Consider the following 18749-nt stretch of genomic DNA (forward strand, 5'->3'; position numbering starts at 1 on the left):
AACTCTTGAAGTGAGAGATTTGACTAGATTTTTTTATGAATAAAATAAGGACAAAATTGTTTAGGAAGAATCATGAGTGTAAAAAAATCATCCAAGAAGTCGATTCTTGGATTTTTTAGTGGATTTGTTCGCCAAATACGTTTAGTATGCGTATATGAGAGGTTGTAAGCAAAGCGTTGTGGTCTGAGCACTTAAGGAGGAATCTGTGAAAATAGCTTTTCATATTTTTGCAGATTTTGACTTAATGCCGAAGGTCAGCTTTGCGATTACCGTTTATCGAGAGGCTGTAAAAGCACCGTGTAGCTCCGATGACAATAAGCAAGCATTTTTAGAGCTAGGTTTCCTTGATTCTAAATATGCGGCTTATTTCAATGAGTTGGTGCTTGAACGCGATTTTAAGAAGGTCGAAAACAGGCACGACTTTTCGACGTAAGGAGAAAGAATTTCAATGATAGAAACAATAAATCCCGCAGAAAACAAGGTTTCTGCGTACATTCATATCCCATTTTGCGAGCATATCTGCTATTACTGTGACTTTAATAAAGTTTTTTTAGAAGGGCAGCCAGTAGATGAGTATGTGGAAATGCTGCTGAATGAAATGAGATTAATGCTGGAAAGTCATCCTACAGCGAATTTGGAAACACTTTATGTAGGAGGCGGAACACCAACTTCTTTATCTGCTAAACAACTTGATCGACTATTATCAGGTGCTAGAGAGATCCTGCCTTTTCAAAATGGTAATGAGTTTACTGTAGAAGCGAATCCTGGTGATTTGACCCGTGAAAAACTTCAAGTGATGAAAAACTATGGCGTCAATCGTTTATCCATGGGAGTGCAGACATTTGACAATCGCTTATTGAAAAAAATTGGACGTAAACATACTGCAGAAGATGTGTATCAAACAATGCAATTTTTAGAAGCAGAAAATTTTACCAATGTAAGCATCGATTTGATTTATGCATTACCGGGACAAACACTAGAAGGATATCGGGATACTTTGGAAAAAGCTTTGGCTTTGGATCTGCCTCACTATTCTTTGTACTCATTGATCCTCGAAAACAAAACAATGTTCATGAACTGGGTACGACAAGGAAGACTCGAACTGCCTGATCAGGAAACGGAAACCAGAATGTTTGAAGAGACGATTGAAGCAATGGAAAAGCATGGACGTCACCAATATGAAATAAGTAACTTTGGGCTCTCCGGACATGAATCTCAACATAACCTCATGTACTGGAACAATGACCACTATTTTGGGTTTGGAGCTGGTGCTAGCGGTTATCTTGGAGATATTCGTTACCGCAACAAAGGACCGATCCAACACTATTTACGCCCATTACGAGCAAATGAACGCCCGGTATTGGAAGAAGAAAAATTGACACGAAAAAATCAAATAGAAGAAGAAATGTTCTTAGGACTAAGAAAAAAAACAGGGATTACTAAAAAACATTTCTATGATCGCTATCAAAAAACAATTGAATCGGTGTACGGTGATGTGCTAAGGGAATTAGAGCAAGAAGGGTTACTTGTTAATGAAGAAGACCGTGTTTATTTGACACCAAGAGGGACTTTTTTGGGGAACAATGTGTTTGAGCGCTTTTTATTTGAAAAATAGTTTGAAGAATATTTGTTTTTTATCGAAACTTGAAAAGAAAAAGTTTAGAAAGTTTGACAATGAGGTATTGAAGTATTGATATAACTGGATTTACATCAATTATTTAGAATTAGCACTCTTGTGTTTAGAGTGCTAAAAAATGGAGTCTTTCTCTTGACAGGAGAAGGGCTTCTTGCTATATTTATAAGTGAATTAGCACTTAGAATATATGAGTGCTAATGAGAGGTGAGGAAGATGTTAACAAAGCGACAAAACGACATTTTACGTCTGATCATCCAACACTATACGAGTAGTGGCGTGCCCGTTGGTTCCAAAACATTAATGTCTGAGGGAGTCAAGGCCAGCTCAGCAACGATTCGCAATGATATGAAAGCATTAGAAGATGAAGGATTGCTGTTGAAGACTCACTCTTCTTCTGGGCGGATTCCATCTGCTTTAGGCTATCGTTATTACGTGGATCATTTGTTAAAACCTGCTCGCGTAGCAGAAGATGATTTGCTGCTGATTCGTCAGTCTCTAGGCAGAGAATTTCATGAAATCAATGAGATTATTAAGCAATCTGCTGAGATATTATCTGAGCTGACAAGCTATACGACTTTTTCATTGGGACCTGAAATAAAAGACCGCCGACTGACTGGCTTTCGTATCGTACCCTTGAATAATCGACAGATTATTGCTATCGTCGTAACAGATATGGGGAATGTAGAAAGCCAAGTGTTCACTCTTCCCGAATATATGGGAAGTCAGGAACTAGAAAAAATGGTACAGATTGTAAACGACCGTCTAGTCGGAGATCCTCTGATGACGGTGTACCATAAACTTCGTACGGAGATTCCGATGATTCTTCATAAATATTTCCAGACGACAGAAGGGATGTCTCAGTTATTTGACACCGTTCTTGGTCATGTTTTTGAAGAAAAGGTTTATGTCAGTGGACAAATGAATCTCTTGGATTATGAGCCCCGTCAAGATCTTGATCAGTTCAAATCGATGTTTTCTTTTATGAAAGACTCAGACGGACTTACACAAATGATCACTCCGATGGATAGCAATATTCATATCAAGATTGGTGCTGAATTAGGCAATGATTTATTGCAGAATATGAGTATGATTCAAGCAAGTTACGAGATAGATGGTCATGGAAGAGGTACAATAGCCTTGTTAGGGCCTACTAGTATGCCTTATTCTCGGATGTTCGGTCTAGTCGATGTTTATCGAAGAGAACTAGCAGCTAAACTTGCTGATTATTACCGCTCGCTTGACTTGTCAAACTCGTAATGTGAATAACGAAGCTATTTGCAGCTGATCGTTCTCTCTTTCTTAGTAAGAGCAATCAAACAGCTGACTGAATAATGAAAGGAAGACTGTATCGTGAAAGAAAATCAAGAAGAACTAGATAAAGAAATGACAGATGCTCAGCCAGAACCGGAAATCGATGTCGAAGCTGCAGAAGATTCGGGTATTTCAGAAGCTGAAGCGGAAGAATTCGAAACAGCGAAATTAAAAGCTGAGTTAGAAGAAATGGAAGATAGATACTTGCGGGCTCGTGCTGAAATCGCAAATATGGCAAATCGAGGAAAAAATGAGCGTGAGCAATTACAAAAATACCGTTCACAAGATTTAGCCAAAAAATTACTTCCATCAATTGACAACCTGGAACGTGCATTAGCCACAGAAGTGTCAGATGATCAAGGGGCAGGTTTGAAAAAAGGCGTGGAAATGGTCTTGGAAAGTTTGCGTAACGCACTGGAAGAAGAAGGAATTGAAAAAATCCCTGCTAAAGGAGAAGCCTTTGATCCTAATCTTCATCAAGCAGTACAAACTGTTCCAGCGACTGAAGATACACCAGCCGATACGATTGTAGAAGTACTACAAGAAGGCTACAAATTACATGATCGCGTGTTAAGACCAACTATGGTCATTGTTGCACAATAATTGTGCGGATATAAAACTTACACTTTCAATTAAAGAAGGAGACGTTAATTATGAGTAAAATTATCGGTATTGACTTAGGTACGACTAACTCTGCAGTAGCAGTATTGGAAGGAAACGAAGCAAAAATCATCGCTAACCCAGAAGGAAACCGTACAACACCTTCTGTTGTATCATTCAAAAATGGAGAAATCCAAGTAGGGGAAGTTGCAAAACGTCAAGCTGTGACAAACCCAAATACGATTTCATCAATCAAACGCCATATCGGTGAAGCAGGTTACAAAGTAGATGTAGAAGGTAAATCATATACACCACAAGAAATCTCAGCAATGATCCTTCAATATATCAAAGGATTCGCAGAAGACTATTTAGGTGAAAAAGTCGAAAAAGCAGTTATCACTGTGCCAGCTTACTTTAATGATGCACAACGTCAAGCAACAAAAGATGCTGGTAAGATCGCTGGTCTAGAAGTAGAACGTATCGTCAATGAACCAACTGCAGCTGCTCTTGCCTATGGTTTAGATAAAACAGATCGCGACGAAAAAATCTTAGTATTCGACCTTGGTGGCGGTACTTTTGACGTATCTATCCTTGAACTAGGAGACGGTGTCTTTGATGTATTGTCAACAGCTGGCGACAACCATCTAGGTGGGGACGACTTTGATAACAAAATCATCGACTACATGGTAGCAGAATTCAAAAAAGAAAACAGCATTGACTTGTCTCAAGACAAAATGGCTTTACAACGCTTGAAAGACGCTGCTGAAAAAGCGAAAAAAGATTTATCTGGCGTATCAAGCACACAAATCAGCTTGCCATTTATCACAGCAGGAGAATCTGGACCATTGCATTTGGAAATGACATTGACACGTGCAAAATTTGATGAATTAACAGCTGACTTAGTAGAACGTACAAAAGTACCAGTACGTCAAGCGTTAAAAGATGCAGGTCTGTCACAATCAGAAATCGACGAAGTTATTTTAGTCGGTGGATCTACTCGTATCCCTGCAGTTGTAGAAGCAGTACGTAAAGAAACAGGAAAAGAACCAAACAAATCAGTTAACCCTGATGAAGTAGTTGCTATGGGTGCTGCTATCCAAGGTGGCGTGATCACTGGTGATGTGAAAGATGTTGTTTTACTTGACGTTACACCATTGTCATTAGGTATCGAAACAATGGGTGGAGTGTTCACTAAATTGATTGACCGCAATACAACGATTCCAACAAGTAAATCACAAGTATTCTCAACTGCGGCAGATAATCAACCAGCAGTAGACATCCATGTATTACAAGGTGAACGCCCAATGGCTGCTGACAACAAAACTCTAGGAAGATTCCAATTGACAGATATTCCAGCAGCTCCTCGTGGTATTCCACAAATCGAAGTAACATTCGATATTGATAAAAACGGGATTGTAAATGTATCTGCGAAAGATCTAGGTACACAAAAAGAACAAAAAATCACGATCAAATCTTCTTCAGGTCTAACAGACGAAGAAATCGAACGTATGGTGAAAGATGCAGAAGCAAACGCTGAAGCAGATAAAGCTCGTAAAGAGGAAGTTGACCTACGTAATGATGTAGACGCATTGCTATTCTCTGTGGACAAAACATTGAAAGAATTAGAAGGCAAAGTGGACGAAGAAGAAGTGAAAAAAGCAGAAACAGCTCGTGACGAATTAAAAGCCGCTGTTGAAGCAAACAACATCGAGGAAATGAAAACTAAACGCGATGCATTGAACGAAATCGTTCAAAACTTGACTGTTAAACTATACGAACAAGCTGCACAACAACAAGCTCAAGAAAATCCAGAAGCAGCTCAAGGCGGAGCAGATGATGTCGTTGATGCTGATTTTGAAGAAGTCGATGGCGACGATAAATAATCAGTTCACTGAATTTCGAGAGAAGGCCAAAGTTGCTACTTTGGCTTTTTCTTTTGAAAAATAGTTTGAAGTATCGGTTTTTGTTTCAAACAAAATATGATATGATAACAAGCGACGTGAAAATGATGAGAACCAATAGGAGGAAAGCCTATGGCAACAAAACGTGATTATTATGAAGTCTTAGGGCTCTCAAAAGGAGCATCAGAAGATGAAATAAAGAAAGCTTATCGTAAGCTTTCGAAAAAATACCATCCTGACATCAATAAAGAACCTGATGCGGAAGAAAAATTCAAAGAAGTATCAGAAGCATATGAGATTTTAAGTGACCCGCAAAAACGCGCTGCATACGACCAATACGGGCATGCAGGCACAGATCCAAATTACGGTGCTGGTGGAGCTGGTGGCGGATTTGGTGGATTCGGCGGCTTCTCTGGTGGCGGCTTCTCTGGTGGCGGCTTCGGTGGTTTTGAAGATATCTTCGACTCTTTCTTTGGAGGAGGCGGTCGGTCAGTCGATCCAAATGCGCCTCGTCAAGGTGCTGATTTGCAATATACGGTCGACTTGTCTTTTGAAGAAGCGATTTTTGGTGTAGAAAAAGAAATCAAGTATAATCGGGAAGAAATCTGTCATACTTGTGGTGGAAACGGTGCAAAACCAGGCACACAACCAACTACTTGTCATAAATGTCATGGTGCAGGTACGATCAATGTAGAACGCCAAACGCCACTTGGACGAGTGATGAGCCGTCAAACTTGTGATGTTTGTCATGGCACAGGGAAAGAAATCAAAGAACCTTGTCCAACCTGTCATGGCTCAGGGCATGAGAAGAAAGCACATTCAGTTAAAGTGAATGTACCAGCTGGTGTAGAAGAAGGACAACAAATGCGTTTAGCTGGTCAAGGAGAAGCTGGAGAAAACGGCGGACCATTTGGTGATTTGTATGTGGTCTTTCGTGTAGAAGAAAGTGATATCTTTGATCGTGAAGGTTCTGAAATTTACTATGAATTGCCTTTAAGTTTTGTACAAGCAGCTTTGGGGGATGAAGTCCAAGTACCAACTGTCCATGGAGATGTGAAATTGAAGATCCCTGCTGGAACACAGACAGGTACGAACTTCCGTTTACGTGGAAAAGGCGCTCCGAAGTTACGTGGTGGTGCAACAGGCGACCAACATGTCAAAGTAAAACTGATCACACCGAAAAATCTAAATGAACAACAAAGAGAAGCATTACGTGCATTCGCTGAAGCTGGCGGCATCAAAGTTGAAGAACAGCAAGAAGACGGTTTCTTCGATAAGTTTAAAGATGCTTTTGGCGGGAAAAAGCGGAAGTAGTTTTTCTAGTAAAAATATAAAGTAGACTTGCCCAAATTTTCTATTTCTAGTAAAAACGCTAAGTCATTAATAATTAAAAACCAGACGAACAATCATACGTTCGCCTGGTTTTTTTTGTAGTTGTCATGTTTGTACCAACAAAAAAGCCAGCTTTAGAATAAGATAATCATCATAGTTTCTGAAGGTGGTATCGACTATGTACTTGATATCGTCAATGAACCGATGGTACTTTCTTATGCGATGGAACAGGTAGAGCGATTGCTTGTTTGTGCAGGAGAACAAGCGATGCGGCTGGTACAGTTAAGTGAAAAAACAAGAAACTAAAAATGCCCGGTCGTCATGAAGCAACCGGGCATTTTTGGTTTTTATTAAATATTCAATACTTTATTCAAGAAATCTTTTGTCCGTTCATTTTGCGGATTTTCAAAGATTTGTTGAGGCGTTCCGTCTTCTAAAAAGTTTCCGTCGTCAATGAACATGACACGATTGGCCACTTCTTTAGCGAAGCCCATTTCGTGCGTAACGATAACCATCGTCATACCTTGTTCTGCTAACTTTTTCATGACGTTCAAGACATCACCGACCATTTCGGGGTCGAGTGCAGATGTAGGCTCATCAAAAAGCATGATGTCAGGGTTCATCGCTAGAGCACGAGCAATAGCCACACGCTGTTTTTGTCCACCAGAAAGCATTTCAGGATACATATCTTTTTTATCTTCTAGACCAACTGTCTGCAGTAATTTGATTGCTTTTTTCTCTGCTTCTTCTCTAGATTCTTTCTTCAGGTCCATCGGTGCTAAAATGATGTTTTCCAAAATAGAAAGATGAGGGAATAGGTTAAAGTGCTGGAATACCATTCCGATATGTTGTCTCACCAAGTTGATATCTGTGCTTTTATCCATCAAGTGGGCGCCGTCAATAATAATTTCACCGTCAGAAGGTTCTTCTAAACGATTCAAGCAACGCAAAAATGTACTTTTTCCTGAACCTGAAGGGCCAATGATACAGACGACATCTCCTTCGTTGATGGATACATTGATGTCGTTTAATACTGTGTTATCGCCGTATTTTTTGACTAAATGCTCAACTAAGATTTTTTCTGCCATCTTACTTCACCTTCTTTTCTAAAACTTTTGCTAATTTTGTCAATGCTGTGATCAAAATCAAGTACATGATCGCAATGATCAAGTAAACATACGTACTTTGTGTTGTACGTGCAACAATGATCTTACCAGTTTGCAGCAATTCGACTACACCGATTGCGGAAATGATCGTTGTGTCTTTTAATGAGATAACGAACTGATTGACGAATGATGGGATCATGATGCGTATTGCTTGTGGCAAAATGATTTTTTGCATTGTCCGATTATAAGAAAGACCTAAACTTCTGGAAGCTTCCATTTGTCCGACAGGAACGGCGTTGATCCCGCCTCGAACAATCTCTGCGATATAAGCACTTGCGTTAAGAGTCAAGGTGATAACACCAGCAAGGAAGTCAGGAATCGTAAATCCAACGATACCAGGCAACCCAAAGAAAATAAAGAACGCAAGAACCATCATTGGAATTCCTCGGATGATATCGACATAAATACTAGCAATTGTGCGAAGAGCGCGTATTGGTGCTACACTGAATAATCCAAAAATCACACCGATTACTATAGCCAAAGCAAAGGAGATCAAAGTTAGGAGAATTGTTCTCCAAAGTCCTTTCAACAATGCTTGATAGTTGTTTTGGATAAGTCCAAGAAATGTTGATTCATCAGCAGTGGAAGACTCACTAGAAGTTTCTGAACCATCCGCTACATATTCTTTGATAATCTTATCGTATTCGCCTGTTCTTTTTAATTCTTTCAATCCTTCATTGAACATATTAAGAAGCTCAGGATTTTGTCCTTTTTTAACGGCAAATGCATATTTTCCGCCAGATTCTTTTTCGATCGGTGTTTCCAATTCTTGTCCTTGTTTGATCGCATAACCGATTACCGGATAATCATCCATCATTGCATCGATTGCGCCAACTTTTAACCCGTCGTACAATTGATCAGCAGCATCAAAATATTTGATAGAATAGCCATATTCAGATTCATGGTCGCTTAAAAATTCAGCACTTTCGGTACCAACTTTTGCTCCGACTGTTTTTCCTTTCAAATCTTCATAAGACTTGATCGAAGTATCTCCTTTTTTGACAGCTAATTGGATCCCGCTATCAAAGTAAGAATCAGAAAAATCATAGCTTTTCTTTCGTTCATCTGTTACAGTCATTCCGGCAATCATTCCGTCTGCTTGTCCTGATTCCAAAGCTTGCAAAGCAGCAGAGAAACCACGGTAGTCCATTCGGATGTTAAATCCTTGCAGTTTGGCGATGTTTTCCATCAATTTTACATCGATGCCTTCGTACTCGCCCTTTGCGTTTTGAAATTCAAATGGAGCAAAAGCAGAGTCACTGGCAATTACGTATACGTCTTTTTTGGGCTCTATTTTTTGCATTGTCTCGCTTGTGCTTGACTCTGCCGTTGTAGTGTTGTCAGCTTGTGCAACATGACCAAACGCAAGTGTCACAAGTCCTGTCATTAAGAAAACAAATGAGTGAAATAAATGCTTTCTTTTCATAATCAACCTCCTAAATTTCCAATATTTTATTATTATAGGCGAAAAGTGCTGAATCAGACAAGACTGTAAGCTCGAAAAAATGAAAAAAATGCGAGTTTCTAACATTTTATGTTATAAAACGTAACATGTATAATAAGATAAAAAAGTGGCGAAAGTATGTTCGGTGTGGTATAATTTTTTAGTAAGGAATGCCTTTGCTTTCCTTTTCTTTTTATTGGTCGTAAAATGAAAAGGAATGAATGAAAAGGAGGACGAAGAATGATTGAGAGAGATACCTCCCGACACTTTGAGCTTGTCTCGAAATACCAACCGGCTGGTGATCAGCCTGAAGCGATTAACCAATTAGTGGATGGCGTAGTCGGCGGGAAAAAAGCACAAATCTTATTAGGTGCGACTGGAACAGGGAAAACATATACGATTTCCAATCTTATTGAGAAAGTGAATAAACCAACACTGATTATTGCTCATAATAAAACATTGGCTGGTCAGCTGTACGGGGAATTCAAGGAATTTTTCCCTAACAATGCTGTTGAATATTTTGTTTCTTATTATGATTATTATCAGCCTGAAGCTTATGTGCCTTCAAGCGATACGTATATCGAAAAAGATTCAAGTGTAAATGATGAGATCGACAAATTACGACATTCGGCTACTAGTTCATTATTAGAAAGAAATGATGTGATCGTCATTGCATCCGTTTCATGTATTTTTGGATTAGGTTCGCCTTTTGAGTACCAAAAACAAGTAGTTTCGATTCGACAGGGAGCAGAACTAGATCGCAATCAGTTGATTCGTGACTTAGTCAGTATCCAATTCGAAAGAAATGATATAGATTTTCAGCGCGGTCGTTTTCGAGTGCGCGGTGATGTCGTGGAGATTTTTCCGGCTTCAAGAGATGAACGTGCCTTACGTGTGGAGTTTTTTGGAGATGAGGTCGAACGTATCCGAGAAGTCAATGCACTGACAGGTGAAGTTTTAGGAGAAACGGAACACGTGGCAATCTTCCCGGCGACTCACTTTGTGACGAATGATGAACATATGGAGCATGCCGTAGCGAATATCAAAGCGGAATTAGAACAGCGTTTAACTGTCTTGCGAAATGAAAACAAACTTCTGGAAGCTCAACGTTTAGAACAGCGAACCAATTACGATATTGAAATGATGTTAGAAATGGGCTACACGTCGGGAATTGAAAATTATTCTCGGCATATGGACGGACGTAAAGAAGGTGAACCGCCTTATACGCTATTGGATTTCTTTCCTGAAGATTTTTTGATCGTGGCGGACGAATCGCACGTAACCATGCCTCAAATCAGAGGAATGTATAATGGTGACCGAGCGAGAAAACAGATGCTAGTAGATTACGGTTTCCGTTTGCCATCTGCTTTAGACAATCGGCCACTTCGGTTAGAAGAGTTTGAAAAACATGTCAATCAGATCATTTATGTCTCTGCGACGCCAGGACCATATGAACATGAACAAACAGATACCGTTATCCAACAAATCATCCGTCCGACAGGGCTGCTTGACCCAGTGATCGAAGTTCGTCCAATCATGGGACAAATCGATGATCTAGTAGGCGAAATAAATGAACGAGTCGAAAAAGACCAGCGGGTGTTTGTAACGACATTGACGAAAAAAATGGCAGAAGACCTCACAGATTATTTCAAAGAATTAGGGATCAAAGTCAAATATTTGCATAGTGATATCAAAACGCTGGAACGAACAGAAATCATTCGAGATCTTCGATTAGGTGAATTTGATGTGTTAGTTGGAATCAATTTGCTTCGTGAAGGATTAGACGTACCTGAAGTTTCCCTTGTTGCTATCTTGGATGCGGATAAAGAAGGCTTTTTACGTAGTGAACGTTCCTTAGTCCAAACGATTGGACGAGCTGCTCGGAATGAAGAAGGTAAAGTAATCATGTACGCAGACAAAGTAACAGATTCTATGCGTCTAGCGATGGATGAAACATCAAGACGCCGTACGATTCAGCAGAAGTACAATGAAGAACATGGGATCGTTCCAAAAACGATCATTAAAGAAATCCGAGATTTGATTTCTATTACGAAAGAATCGGAAGATGATACAAAAGAAGCGGTACAAGTCTCGTATGAAGAAATGACGAAAGAAGAAAAAGATACGTTATTGATGAAATTAGAAAAAGAAATGAAAGATGCGGCGAAAGCATTGGATTTTGAAACAGCCGCTAATGTGCGAGATATGATTTTAGAATTAAAAGCTTCAAAGTAGGAGGACAACATGGCTAACGATAAAATTACGATTCACGGTGCACGTGCCCATAACTTGAAAAATATAGATGTAACGATTCCACGAGATAAATTCGTGGTCGTTACAGGTTTGTCCGGTTCTGGAAAAAGTTCCCTAGCATTTGATACGCTGTACGCTGAAGGGCAGCGGAGATACGTAGAGAGCCTTTCTGCTTATGCTCGTCAGTTTTTAGGACAAATGGATAAGCCGGACGTAGATAGCATCGACGGATTGAGTCCGGCGATTTCTATTGATCAGAAAACAACAAGTAAAAATCCTCGGTCGACAGTAGGTACTGTGACGGAAATCAATGACTATTTACGCTTGTTGTTTGCACGTGTAGGACATCCGATTTGTCCCAACGATCATATCGAGATTACCAGTCAATCAGTAGATCAAATGGCAGATCAAGTAATGGCTTTGCCTGAGCGCACAAAGATCCAAGTGTTGGCACCGATCGTGGTAAAGAAAAAAGGACAACATAAAAAAATATTCGAACGAATCCAAAAAGAGGGATACGTCCGCGTTCGAGTCGATGGTGAGATCTATGATTTAAGTGAAGTGCCTGAGCTGGAGAAAAACAAAAAACATGATATCGCGATCGTCATCGACCGGATCATTGTGAAAGAAGGGATTCGTTCTCGTCTATTTGATTCTTTAGAGGCGGCCCTGCGATTGGCAGACGGCTATGCTCTGGTTGACGTGATCGGTGAAGAAGAAATGTTGTTTAGCGAACACTATGCCTGTCCTTATTGCGGATTTACTGTTGGCGAACTAGAACCAAGACTGTTCTCATTCAATGCGCCTTTTGGAGCTTGTCCAGACTGTGATGGTTTAGGTGTCAAATTAGAAGTCGATCAAGATTTAGTGATTCCAGATAGAACGAAGACACTTAGTCAAGGTGCTATCGTTCCATGGAATCCAATCAGCTCTCAGTATTATCCTCAAATGTTAGCGCAGGCTTGTGAAAGTTTCGGTATCGATTTAGATACACCATTCGAAGAATTACCGGAAGAGCATCAGGAGATCATCTTGAATGGGACAGATGATCTTTTCCATTTCCATTATGAAAATGATTTTGGTGGCGTTCGCGATGTAGAAACGACTTTCGAAGGGGTATTGAAGAATATCGAGCGTCGTTATCATGATACGAACAGTGATTTCACGCGTGAGCAAATGCGTCTTTATATGACAGAATTAACTTGTCAGACATGTAAAGGTTATCGATTGAATCCCCAAGCTCTATCTGTTCAAATCAATGGAACGAATATCGGGCAAACAAATGAGTTGTCTATTCAAAAAGCAGTAGATTTCTTCTCAAACTTAACGTTATCTGAACAAGAGAAAGTAATTGCCAAACCGATTTTAAAAGAAGTAAATGACAGACTTTCATTCTTGGAAAATGTGGGGCTAGACTATCTAACTTTGAGTCGCGCTTCCGGAACATTATCTGGGGGAGAAGCGCAGCGAATCAGATTGGCTACGCAAATTGGATCGAATCTTTCTGGAGTTTTGTATATTTTAGATGAACCATCGATCGGATTGCATCAACGCGACAACGATCGACTAATTGGCTCATTAAAGAAAATGCGTGATCTTGGCAACACCCTCGTTGTAGTCGAACATGATGAAGATACGATGTGGGCAGCAGATTATCTGATTGACGTCGGACCTGGGGCCGGAGAACAAGGCGGACAAATCGTGGCTGCAGGCACTCCTGAAGAAGTAGCTAATGATGAAAATTCTTTGACAGGGAAATATCTTTCAGGGAAAAAATCAATACCTGTACCAAAAGAACGCCGTAAAGGTAATGGGAAAGCAATCAAGATCACTGGTGCTTCAGAAAACAATCTGAAAAATATTAGTGTTGAATTTCCATTAGGAGAATTTGTAGCAGTCACAGGTGTGTCTGGTTCTGGAAAGAGTACATTGGTCAATAGTATCTTAAAGAAATCGTTAGCGCAAAAATTAAATAAGAATTCTGCTAAGCCAGGTAAATTCAAGACAATTTCCGGCTACGAAAGTATCGAAAAGGTCATCGATATTGATCAAAGCCCAATCGGCCGGACGCCGAGAAGTAATCCAGCGACTTATACAAGTGTATTTGATGATATCCGTGGGTTATTTGCTCAAACGAACGAGGCAAAAATGCGGGGTTATAAGAAAGGGCGTTTTAGTTTCAACGTAAAAGGCGGTCGTTGTGAAGCTTGTCGCGGGGATGGAATTATTAAGATCGAAATGCACTTTTTGCCTGATGTCTATGTTCCTTGTGAAGTATGTCATGGCAAACGATATAACTCTGAAACATTAGAAGTGCATTACAAAAGAAAAAGCATTGCTGATATTTTGGAAATGACAGTAGAAGATGCTGTAGAATTCTTCAAGCACATTCCAAAGATTCATCGCAAACTGCAAACGATTGTTGATGTTGGCTTAGGTTATGTGACGATGGGGCAACCAGCAACGACATTGTCCGGTGGTGAGGCACAACGGATGAAACTTGCCAGTGAATTGCACAAAATCTCTAATGGAAAGAATTTCTATATACTAGATGAACCAACGACAGGACTTCATAGCGATGACATCGCCCGCTTGTTGCATGTATTACAAAGATTAGTAGATGCTGGTAACACAGTTTTAGTGATTGAACACAATCTAGATGTAATCAAAACAGCAGATTATATCATTGATTTAGGACCAGAAGGTGGAGAAGGTGGAGGAACGATCCTTGCGACTGGAACACCAGAAGAAATCATTAACGTAAAAGAAAGTTATACAGGTCACTATTTGAAAAAAATAATGGTATAAAGAGGATAGATAGCTGAGATAGTTAAAAAAACATAAAAAAATGAATTTTTGCTTGTTTTATTAATATCAGTGTTCTAGAATCATTACATGGTAGTTCTTTCTACACTGATTGGTATAGATAAAAACTTCCTATAAGTTCAATCCGTTCAAAAAAGAATTGAGCAATCGGAGGAGTTTCCTTTGATTGCTTTTTTCTTTATGGTATGATATTCCTTGTGTAGTTGGAAAAGAAAAACAAGAGATTATGAGTAAGTGAGAGATAATGATGAACAGTATTGAAAATGAAGAATTTATCCCTATATTATTAGGAAGCGACATGAACGTTTATGGTATGGCACGTTCTTTTAATGAAGCATACGGCAAAATCTGCCAAGCATATGCTTCGGATCAGTTAGCCCCTACCCGCTACAGTAAAATTGTCAATGTAGAAGTTATTCCAGGATTTGATAAAGACCCTGTATTTATCGAGACGATGCTTCGTTTGGCAAAAGAAAGATATTCTGATAAGAGTAAAAAATATCTTTTGATTGCTTGTGGTGATGGATATGCAGAATTGATCTCCCAACATAAACAAGAGCTGTCAGAATATTTTATCTGTCCATATATTGATTATTCTTTATTTGAAAGACTGATCAATAAAGTAAGCTTTTATGAAGTTTGTGAAGAATATGATCTTCCGTATCCTAAAACATTGATCGTCAGAGAAGAAATGTTAGTAAATGGACATTTGGAACAGGAATTGCCTTTTGAATTCCCAGTTGCTTTGAAACCTGCAAACAGTGTGGAGTATCTTTCTGTCCAATTTGAAGGAAGAAAAAAAGCTTTTATTTTAGAGACTAGAGAAGAGTTCGATTTAATTTTAGGCCGGATATACGAAGCCGGTTATAAAAGTGAAATGATTGTACAAGATTTTATCCCGGGTGATGATAGTAATATGCGTGTGCTAAATGCGTATGTAGATGAAGATCATCAAGTTCGGATGATGTGTCTTGGTCATCCACTGTTAGAAGATCCTACACCAGCATCGATTGGTAATTACGTTGTGATCATGCCAGATTATAACGAAAAAATCTATCAAACCATTAAGGCATTTTTGGAAAAAATCGAATATACAGGCTTTGCCAATTTCGATATGAAGTATGATCCTAGAGATGGAGAATATAAATTATTTGAAATCAATTTGAGACAAGGTCGTAGCAGTTTCTTTGTGACATTGAACGGCTTGAATCTGGCTCGTTTCGTCACAGAAGATCGAGTGTTTAACAAACCCTTTGTTGAAACGACCTATGGAACGAATCAATCAGATAAAGCAAGATTATGGATGGGTGTGCCCAAAAAAATCTTTTTAGAATATGCTCGGGAAAATGAAGACAAAAAACTAGCTGAGCAAATGATCAAAGAAAATCGTTACGGTACTACTGTGTTTTATGAAAAAGACCGGTCAATCAAGCGCTGGTTGTTGATGAAATATATGTTCCATAACTATATTCCAAGATTCAAAAAGTATTTTCATGTGAAAGAAGGCTAGTTCATGGAGAATTTTTTCAGTATTTTAGGCGGAATGGGCACGATGGCGACAGAAAGTTTTGTTCGCTTGATCAACCACCGAACGAAAGCTACAAAAGATCAAGAATATTTGAATTATGTCTTATTCAATCATGCAACAGTTCCTGATCGTACAGCTTATATTTTAGATCGATCAGAAGAAAATCCAATGCCGTTTCTGCTGGATGATATTGAGAAACAAAATTTATTGCAGCCGAACTTCATTGTGTTGACTTGTAACACCGCACACTACTTTTTTGAAGAATTACAAGCGGCAACGGATATTCCTATCCTTCATATGCCAAGAGAAGCAGCAAATGAACTTGTCCGTCAGCATACGACAGGGAGAGTAGCGATTCTAGGAACAGAAGGAAGTATGAAAGCTGGAATCTATGAACGCGAAGTCAAAAATCTTGGATTCGAAACAGTGATTCCTGATACTGTTCTTCAAGAAAAAATCAATTATCTGATCTATCATGAGATCAAGGAATCGGATTATTTGAATCAAGAGCTATATTACGAAATCTTAGAAGAAGCGGTAGAGCGCCTAAACTGTGAAAAAGTCATCTTAGGTTGCACAGAATTGTCATTGATGCATGAATTTGCTGAAGATAACCATTATCCAGTGATCGATGCCCAATCTATTTTAGCAGATCGGACGATTGAACGAGCGCTAGCTGAAAGAAGCAAGGCATTGGATACAGCATCGGAAAAGTAAAAAAATTGGATTTGGGGCAAATATCCTAAAAGATATTTGGTCCAAATCTTTTTGTAAAAGAAAAAGAAAACTGGTAATGATACGCCCGGAATGATATAATTTTACTATGCACAATGTGAGAGGAGTTCGTAATTATGACAGATAATTTGCAATTAGTCATCATAACAGGTATGAGCGGTGCAGGGAAAACAGTAGCTATCCAAAGTTTTGAAGATATGGGCTATTTTTGTATCGATAATATGCCGCCTCGATTGATTCCAAAATTCTGGGAATTAATCAAAGAATCAGGCAAAGTCACAAAAATGGCTTTAGGAGTGGATTTACGTTCTCGTTCCTTCTTTGAAGAAATCCAAAACATGCTGATCGAAATCGAAAATACGAACTTCATCGACACTTCTATCTTATTTTTAGATGCTTCAGACGAAGAACTAGTGGCTCGCTACAAAGAAACAAGACGAGCACATCCAATGGCGATGGACGGTTTGATCACTGAAGGGATACGTAAAGAACGGGCGATACTAGACGACTTGAAAGCCCAAGCTTCCGTGATCATTGATACGACGACATTGACACCACGACAATTACGTGAAAAAATCAATGAGTCATTCAAATCAAAGGGAGACCAAGGATTTCGGATCGAATTTGTATCATTTGGTTTTAAATACGGGTTGCCGATCGATTCGGATATTGTGATGGATGTGCGTTTTTTGCCCAACCCTCATTATATCCCGGAACTAAGACCATTGACCGGAAAAGATCAGCCAGTCTATGATTATGTGATGTCCTTTGATGAAACGCAATCATTCTACCATAAATTTTTGGATCTTCTGGAAACTGTATTGCCTGGATACATTAAAGAAGGAAAAAGCAGCTTGACAGTTGCAATCGGCTGTACAGGCGGTCAACACCGTTCTGTGGCATTGACTGAACGTTTGGCAAATGCTTTAGGGAAAAACTATAAAGTCAATGTGACACATCGGGACAAGGATAAAAGGAAAGAGACGGTGAACCGGTCGTGAAAATGAAAACCTACCGGATAAGAAAACCAAAGATCGTAGTGGTCGGCGGTGGCACTGGTCTGCCAGTTATCCTGAAAAGTTTGCGAAATCAAGGAGCAGATATCACAGCAGTAGTGACTGTTGCAGATGATGGGGGAAGCAGCGGTGCAATCAGAGAATCGATCGCTATGGCTCCTCCTGGTGACTTGAGAAATGTCTTAGTGGCGTTATCGGATATGCCACAATTCTATGAAGATATTTTCCAATACCGTTTCAAAAAGGAAGATCAGTTTTTAGCCAATCATACGATCGGTAATCTGATCATTGCCGCAGTTTCCGAGATGCGGGGAAGCACTTATGAGGCGATTCAATTATTAGCAAAAATGATGCATGTAGATGGACATGTTTATCCTTCTTCAGAAACTCCTTTGACCTTGCATGCTGTCTTTAAAGACGGAACGACTGCAGTAGGAGAATCTAAAATCGCGATCGACCGTAAAACCATTGACCGTGTGTATGTCTGCAACACAAATGATAAAAGTGAAGCCAAAGCGGCTCGAAAAGTCGTTTCAGCAATTATGGACGCCGACATGGTCGTTTTGGGACCCGGAAGTTTATTCACCAGTATCCTTCCAAATTTAGTGATACCAGAAATCGGCGAAGCAATGCTCAAGACAACTGCTGAAACCGTCTATATCTGTAATATCATGACCCAAAAAGGGGAAACGGAACATTTCACAGATGCCGATCATATACGTGTTTTACACAAGCATTTGAATCAGCCTTTTATCGATACAGTATTGGTCAATACGGAAAAAGTGCCTGAAGATTATATGGACCCAGAGATCTATGATGAGTATCTAGTACAAGTCGCACACGACTTCAACGGATTGAGAAATGAAGGATGTCGAGTGATTTCCACCGACTTTTTGGAATTGAAAGATGGGGGTGTCTTCCACGATGGAGACAAAGTAGTAGAAGAATTGTTCCGTTTAGTTTTCGGTTCAAAATATTAAGCAATTTATTGTTGGAGAAAG

General features: G+C 39.5%; 14 protein-coding genes. 12 read left to right on the forward strand and 2 right to left on the reverse strand.

The features are described from left to right. Positions 1–205 precede the first annotated feature (205 nt). The 6 genes from PYW34_RS04850 (at position 206) to dnaJ (ending at position 6762) form a co-directional block, all read left to right on the forward strand. Positions 206–433 carry an adenosine deaminase gene (locus PYW34_RS04850; RefSeq protein WP_002300943.1) on the forward strand — a complete coding sequence of 76 codons (228 nt, stop codon included), beginning with the start codon at positions 206–208 and terminating at the stop codon, positions 431–433. Positions 434–448: 15 nt separating this feature from the next. Further along, complete coding sequence (gene hemW, locus PYW34_RS04855; RefSeq protein WP_002300945.1) at positions 449–1615, forward strand: radical SAM family heme chaperone HemW; 1167 nt, start codon at positions 449–451, stop codon at positions 1613–1615. Positions 1616–1849: 234 nt separating this feature from the next. Beyond that, a complete protein-coding gene (hrcA, locus tag PYW34_RS04860) occupies positions 1850–2893 on the forward strand; it encodes a heat-inducible transcriptional repressor HrcA (protein ID WP_002294449.1) in 1044 nt (347 codons plus the stop codon). Positions 2894–2986: 93 nt separating this feature from the next. Next, positions 2987–3550, forward strand: coding sequence for a nucleotide exchange factor GrpE (gene grpE / locus PYW34_RS04865; RefSeq protein WP_002294448.1), 564 nt, complete (start codon positions 2987–2989; stop codon positions 3548–3550). Between the two features lie 50 nt (positions 3551–3600). Then, entirely contained in the window at positions 3601–5430 is a 1830-nt protein-coding gene (gene dnaK, locus PYW34_RS04870) for a molecular chaperone DnaK (RefSeq protein WP_002292134.1), read from the forward strand. Between the two features lie 150 nt (positions 5431–5580). Further along, entirely contained in the window at positions 5581–6762 is a 1182-nt protein-coding gene (gene dnaJ, locus PYW34_RS04875) for a molecular chaperone DnaJ (protein ID WP_002294447.1), read from the forward strand. 368 nt (positions 6763–7130) lie between these two features. On the opposite strand, the gene PYW34_RS04880 is transcribed toward dnaJ, so the two are convergent. Both PYW34_RS04880 and PYW34_RS04885 read right to left on the reverse strand, forming a co-directional pair. After that, complete coding sequence (locus tag PYW34_RS04880) at positions 7131–7868, reverse strand: amino acid ABC transporter ATP-binding protein (protein ID WP_002292113.1); 738 nt, start codon at positions 7866–7868, stop codon at positions 7131–7133. 1 nt (position 7869) lies between these two features. Then, a complete protein-coding gene (locus PYW34_RS04885) occupies positions 7870–9372 on the reverse strand; it encodes an amino acid ABC transporter substrate-binding protein/permease (protein WP_002294446.1) in 1503 nt (500 codons plus the stop codon). Between the two features lie 258 nt (positions 9373–9630). Here PYW34_RS04885 and uvrB point away from each other — a divergent pair, with 258 nt between their 5' ends. The 6 genes from uvrB to PYW34_RS04915 all read left to right on the forward strand — a co-directional run bounded on the left by uvrB (position 9631) and on the right by PYW34_RS04915 (position 18728). Beyond that, positions 9631–11625, forward strand: coding sequence for an excinuclease ABC subunit UvrB (gene uvrB, locus PYW34_RS04890; RefSeq protein ID WP_002294444.1), 1995 nt, complete (start codon positions 9631–9633; stop codon positions 11623–11625). Between the two features lie 9 nt (positions 11626–11634). Further along, the gene (uvrA, locus tag PYW34_RS04895; RefSeq protein ID WP_002300375.1) at positions 11635–14451 is read left to right on the forward strand and encodes an excinuclease ABC subunit UvrA; all 2817 of its coding nucleotides are present in this window, start codon (positions 11635–11637) and stop codon (positions 14449–14451) included. Positions 14452–14713: 262 nt separating this feature from the next. Then, positions 14714–15979, forward strand: coding sequence for a D-aspartate ligase (locus PYW34_RS04900; RefSeq protein WP_002294441.1), 1266 nt, complete (start codon positions 14714–14716; stop codon positions 15977–15979). 3 nt (positions 15980–15982) lie between these two features. Further along, the gene (locus PYW34_RS04905) at positions 15983–16714 is read left to right on the forward strand and encodes an aspartate racemase (protein ID WP_002294440.1); all 732 of its coding nucleotides are present in this window, start codon (positions 15983–15985) and stop codon (positions 16712–16714) included. Positions 16715–16848: 134 nt separating this feature from the next. Continuing rightward, positions 16849–17733 (forward strand): RNase adapter RapZ, encoded by an 885-nt coding sequence (rapZ, locus tag PYW34_RS04910; protein ID WP_002289695.1) that lies wholly within the window; start codon positions 16849–16851, stop codon positions 17731–17733. Continuing rightward, positions 17730–18728: a gluconeogenesis factor YvcK family protein gene (locus tag PYW34_RS04915; RefSeq protein ID WP_002306471.1), complete on the forward strand. Its 999-nt coding sequence runs from the start codon at positions 17730–17732 to the stop codon at positions 18726–18728. The genes rapZ and PYW34_RS04915 overlap by 4 nt, the downstream gene beginning before the upstream one ends. The last annotated feature ends 21 nt before the right edge of the window (positions 18729–18749 follow it).

The sequence above is a fragment of the Enterococcus faecium genome, assembly GCF_029023785.1.
Lineage (GTDB): Bacteria > Bacillota > Bacilli > Lactobacillales > Enterococcaceae > Enterococcus_B > Enterococcus_B faecium.

Bases quoted from the DNA above. Each gene is read 5' to 3' on its own strand.
- PYW34_RS04880 (WP_002292113.1), bottom strand. From the start codon at position 7,868: ATGGCAGAAAAAATCTTAGTTGAGCATTTAGTCAAAAAATACGGCGAT.
- uvrA (WP_002300375.1), top strand. From the start codon at position 11,635: ATGGCTAACGATAAAATTACGATTCACGGTGCACGTGCCCATAACTTG.
- dnaJ (WP_002294447.1), top strand. From the start codon at position 5,581: ATGGCAACAAAACGTGATTATTATGAAGTCTTAGGGCTCTCAAAAGGA.
- PYW34_RS04905 (WP_002294440.1), top strand. From the start codon at position 15,983: ATGGAGAATTTTTTCAGTATTTTAGGCGGAATGGGCACGATGGCGACA.
- rapZ (WP_002289695.1), top strand. From the start codon at position 16,849: ATGACAGATAATTTGCAATTAGTCATCATAACAGGTATGAGCGGTGCA.
- PYW34_RS04900 (WP_002294441.1), top strand. From the start codon at position 14,714: ATGATGAACAGTATTGAAAATGAAGAATTTATCCCTATATTATTAGGA.
- dnaK (WP_002292134.1), top strand. From the start codon at position 3,601: ATGAGTAAAATTATCGGTATTGACTTAGGTACGACTAACTCTGCAGTA.
- uvrB (WP_002294444.1), top strand. From the start codon at position 9,631: ATGATTGAGAGAGATACCTCCCGACACTTTGAGCTTGTCTCGAAATAC.
- hemW (WP_002300945.1), top strand. From the start codon at position 449: ATGATAGAAACAATAAATCCCGCAGAAAACAAGGTTTCTGCGTACATT.
- PYW34_RS04885 (WP_002294446.1), bottom strand. From the start codon at position 9,372: ATGAAAAGAAAGCATTTATTTCACTCATTTGTTTTCTTAATGACAGGA.
- hrcA (WP_002294449.1), top strand. From the start codon at position 1,850: ATGTTAACAAAGCGACAAAACGACATTTTACGTCTGATCATCCAACAC.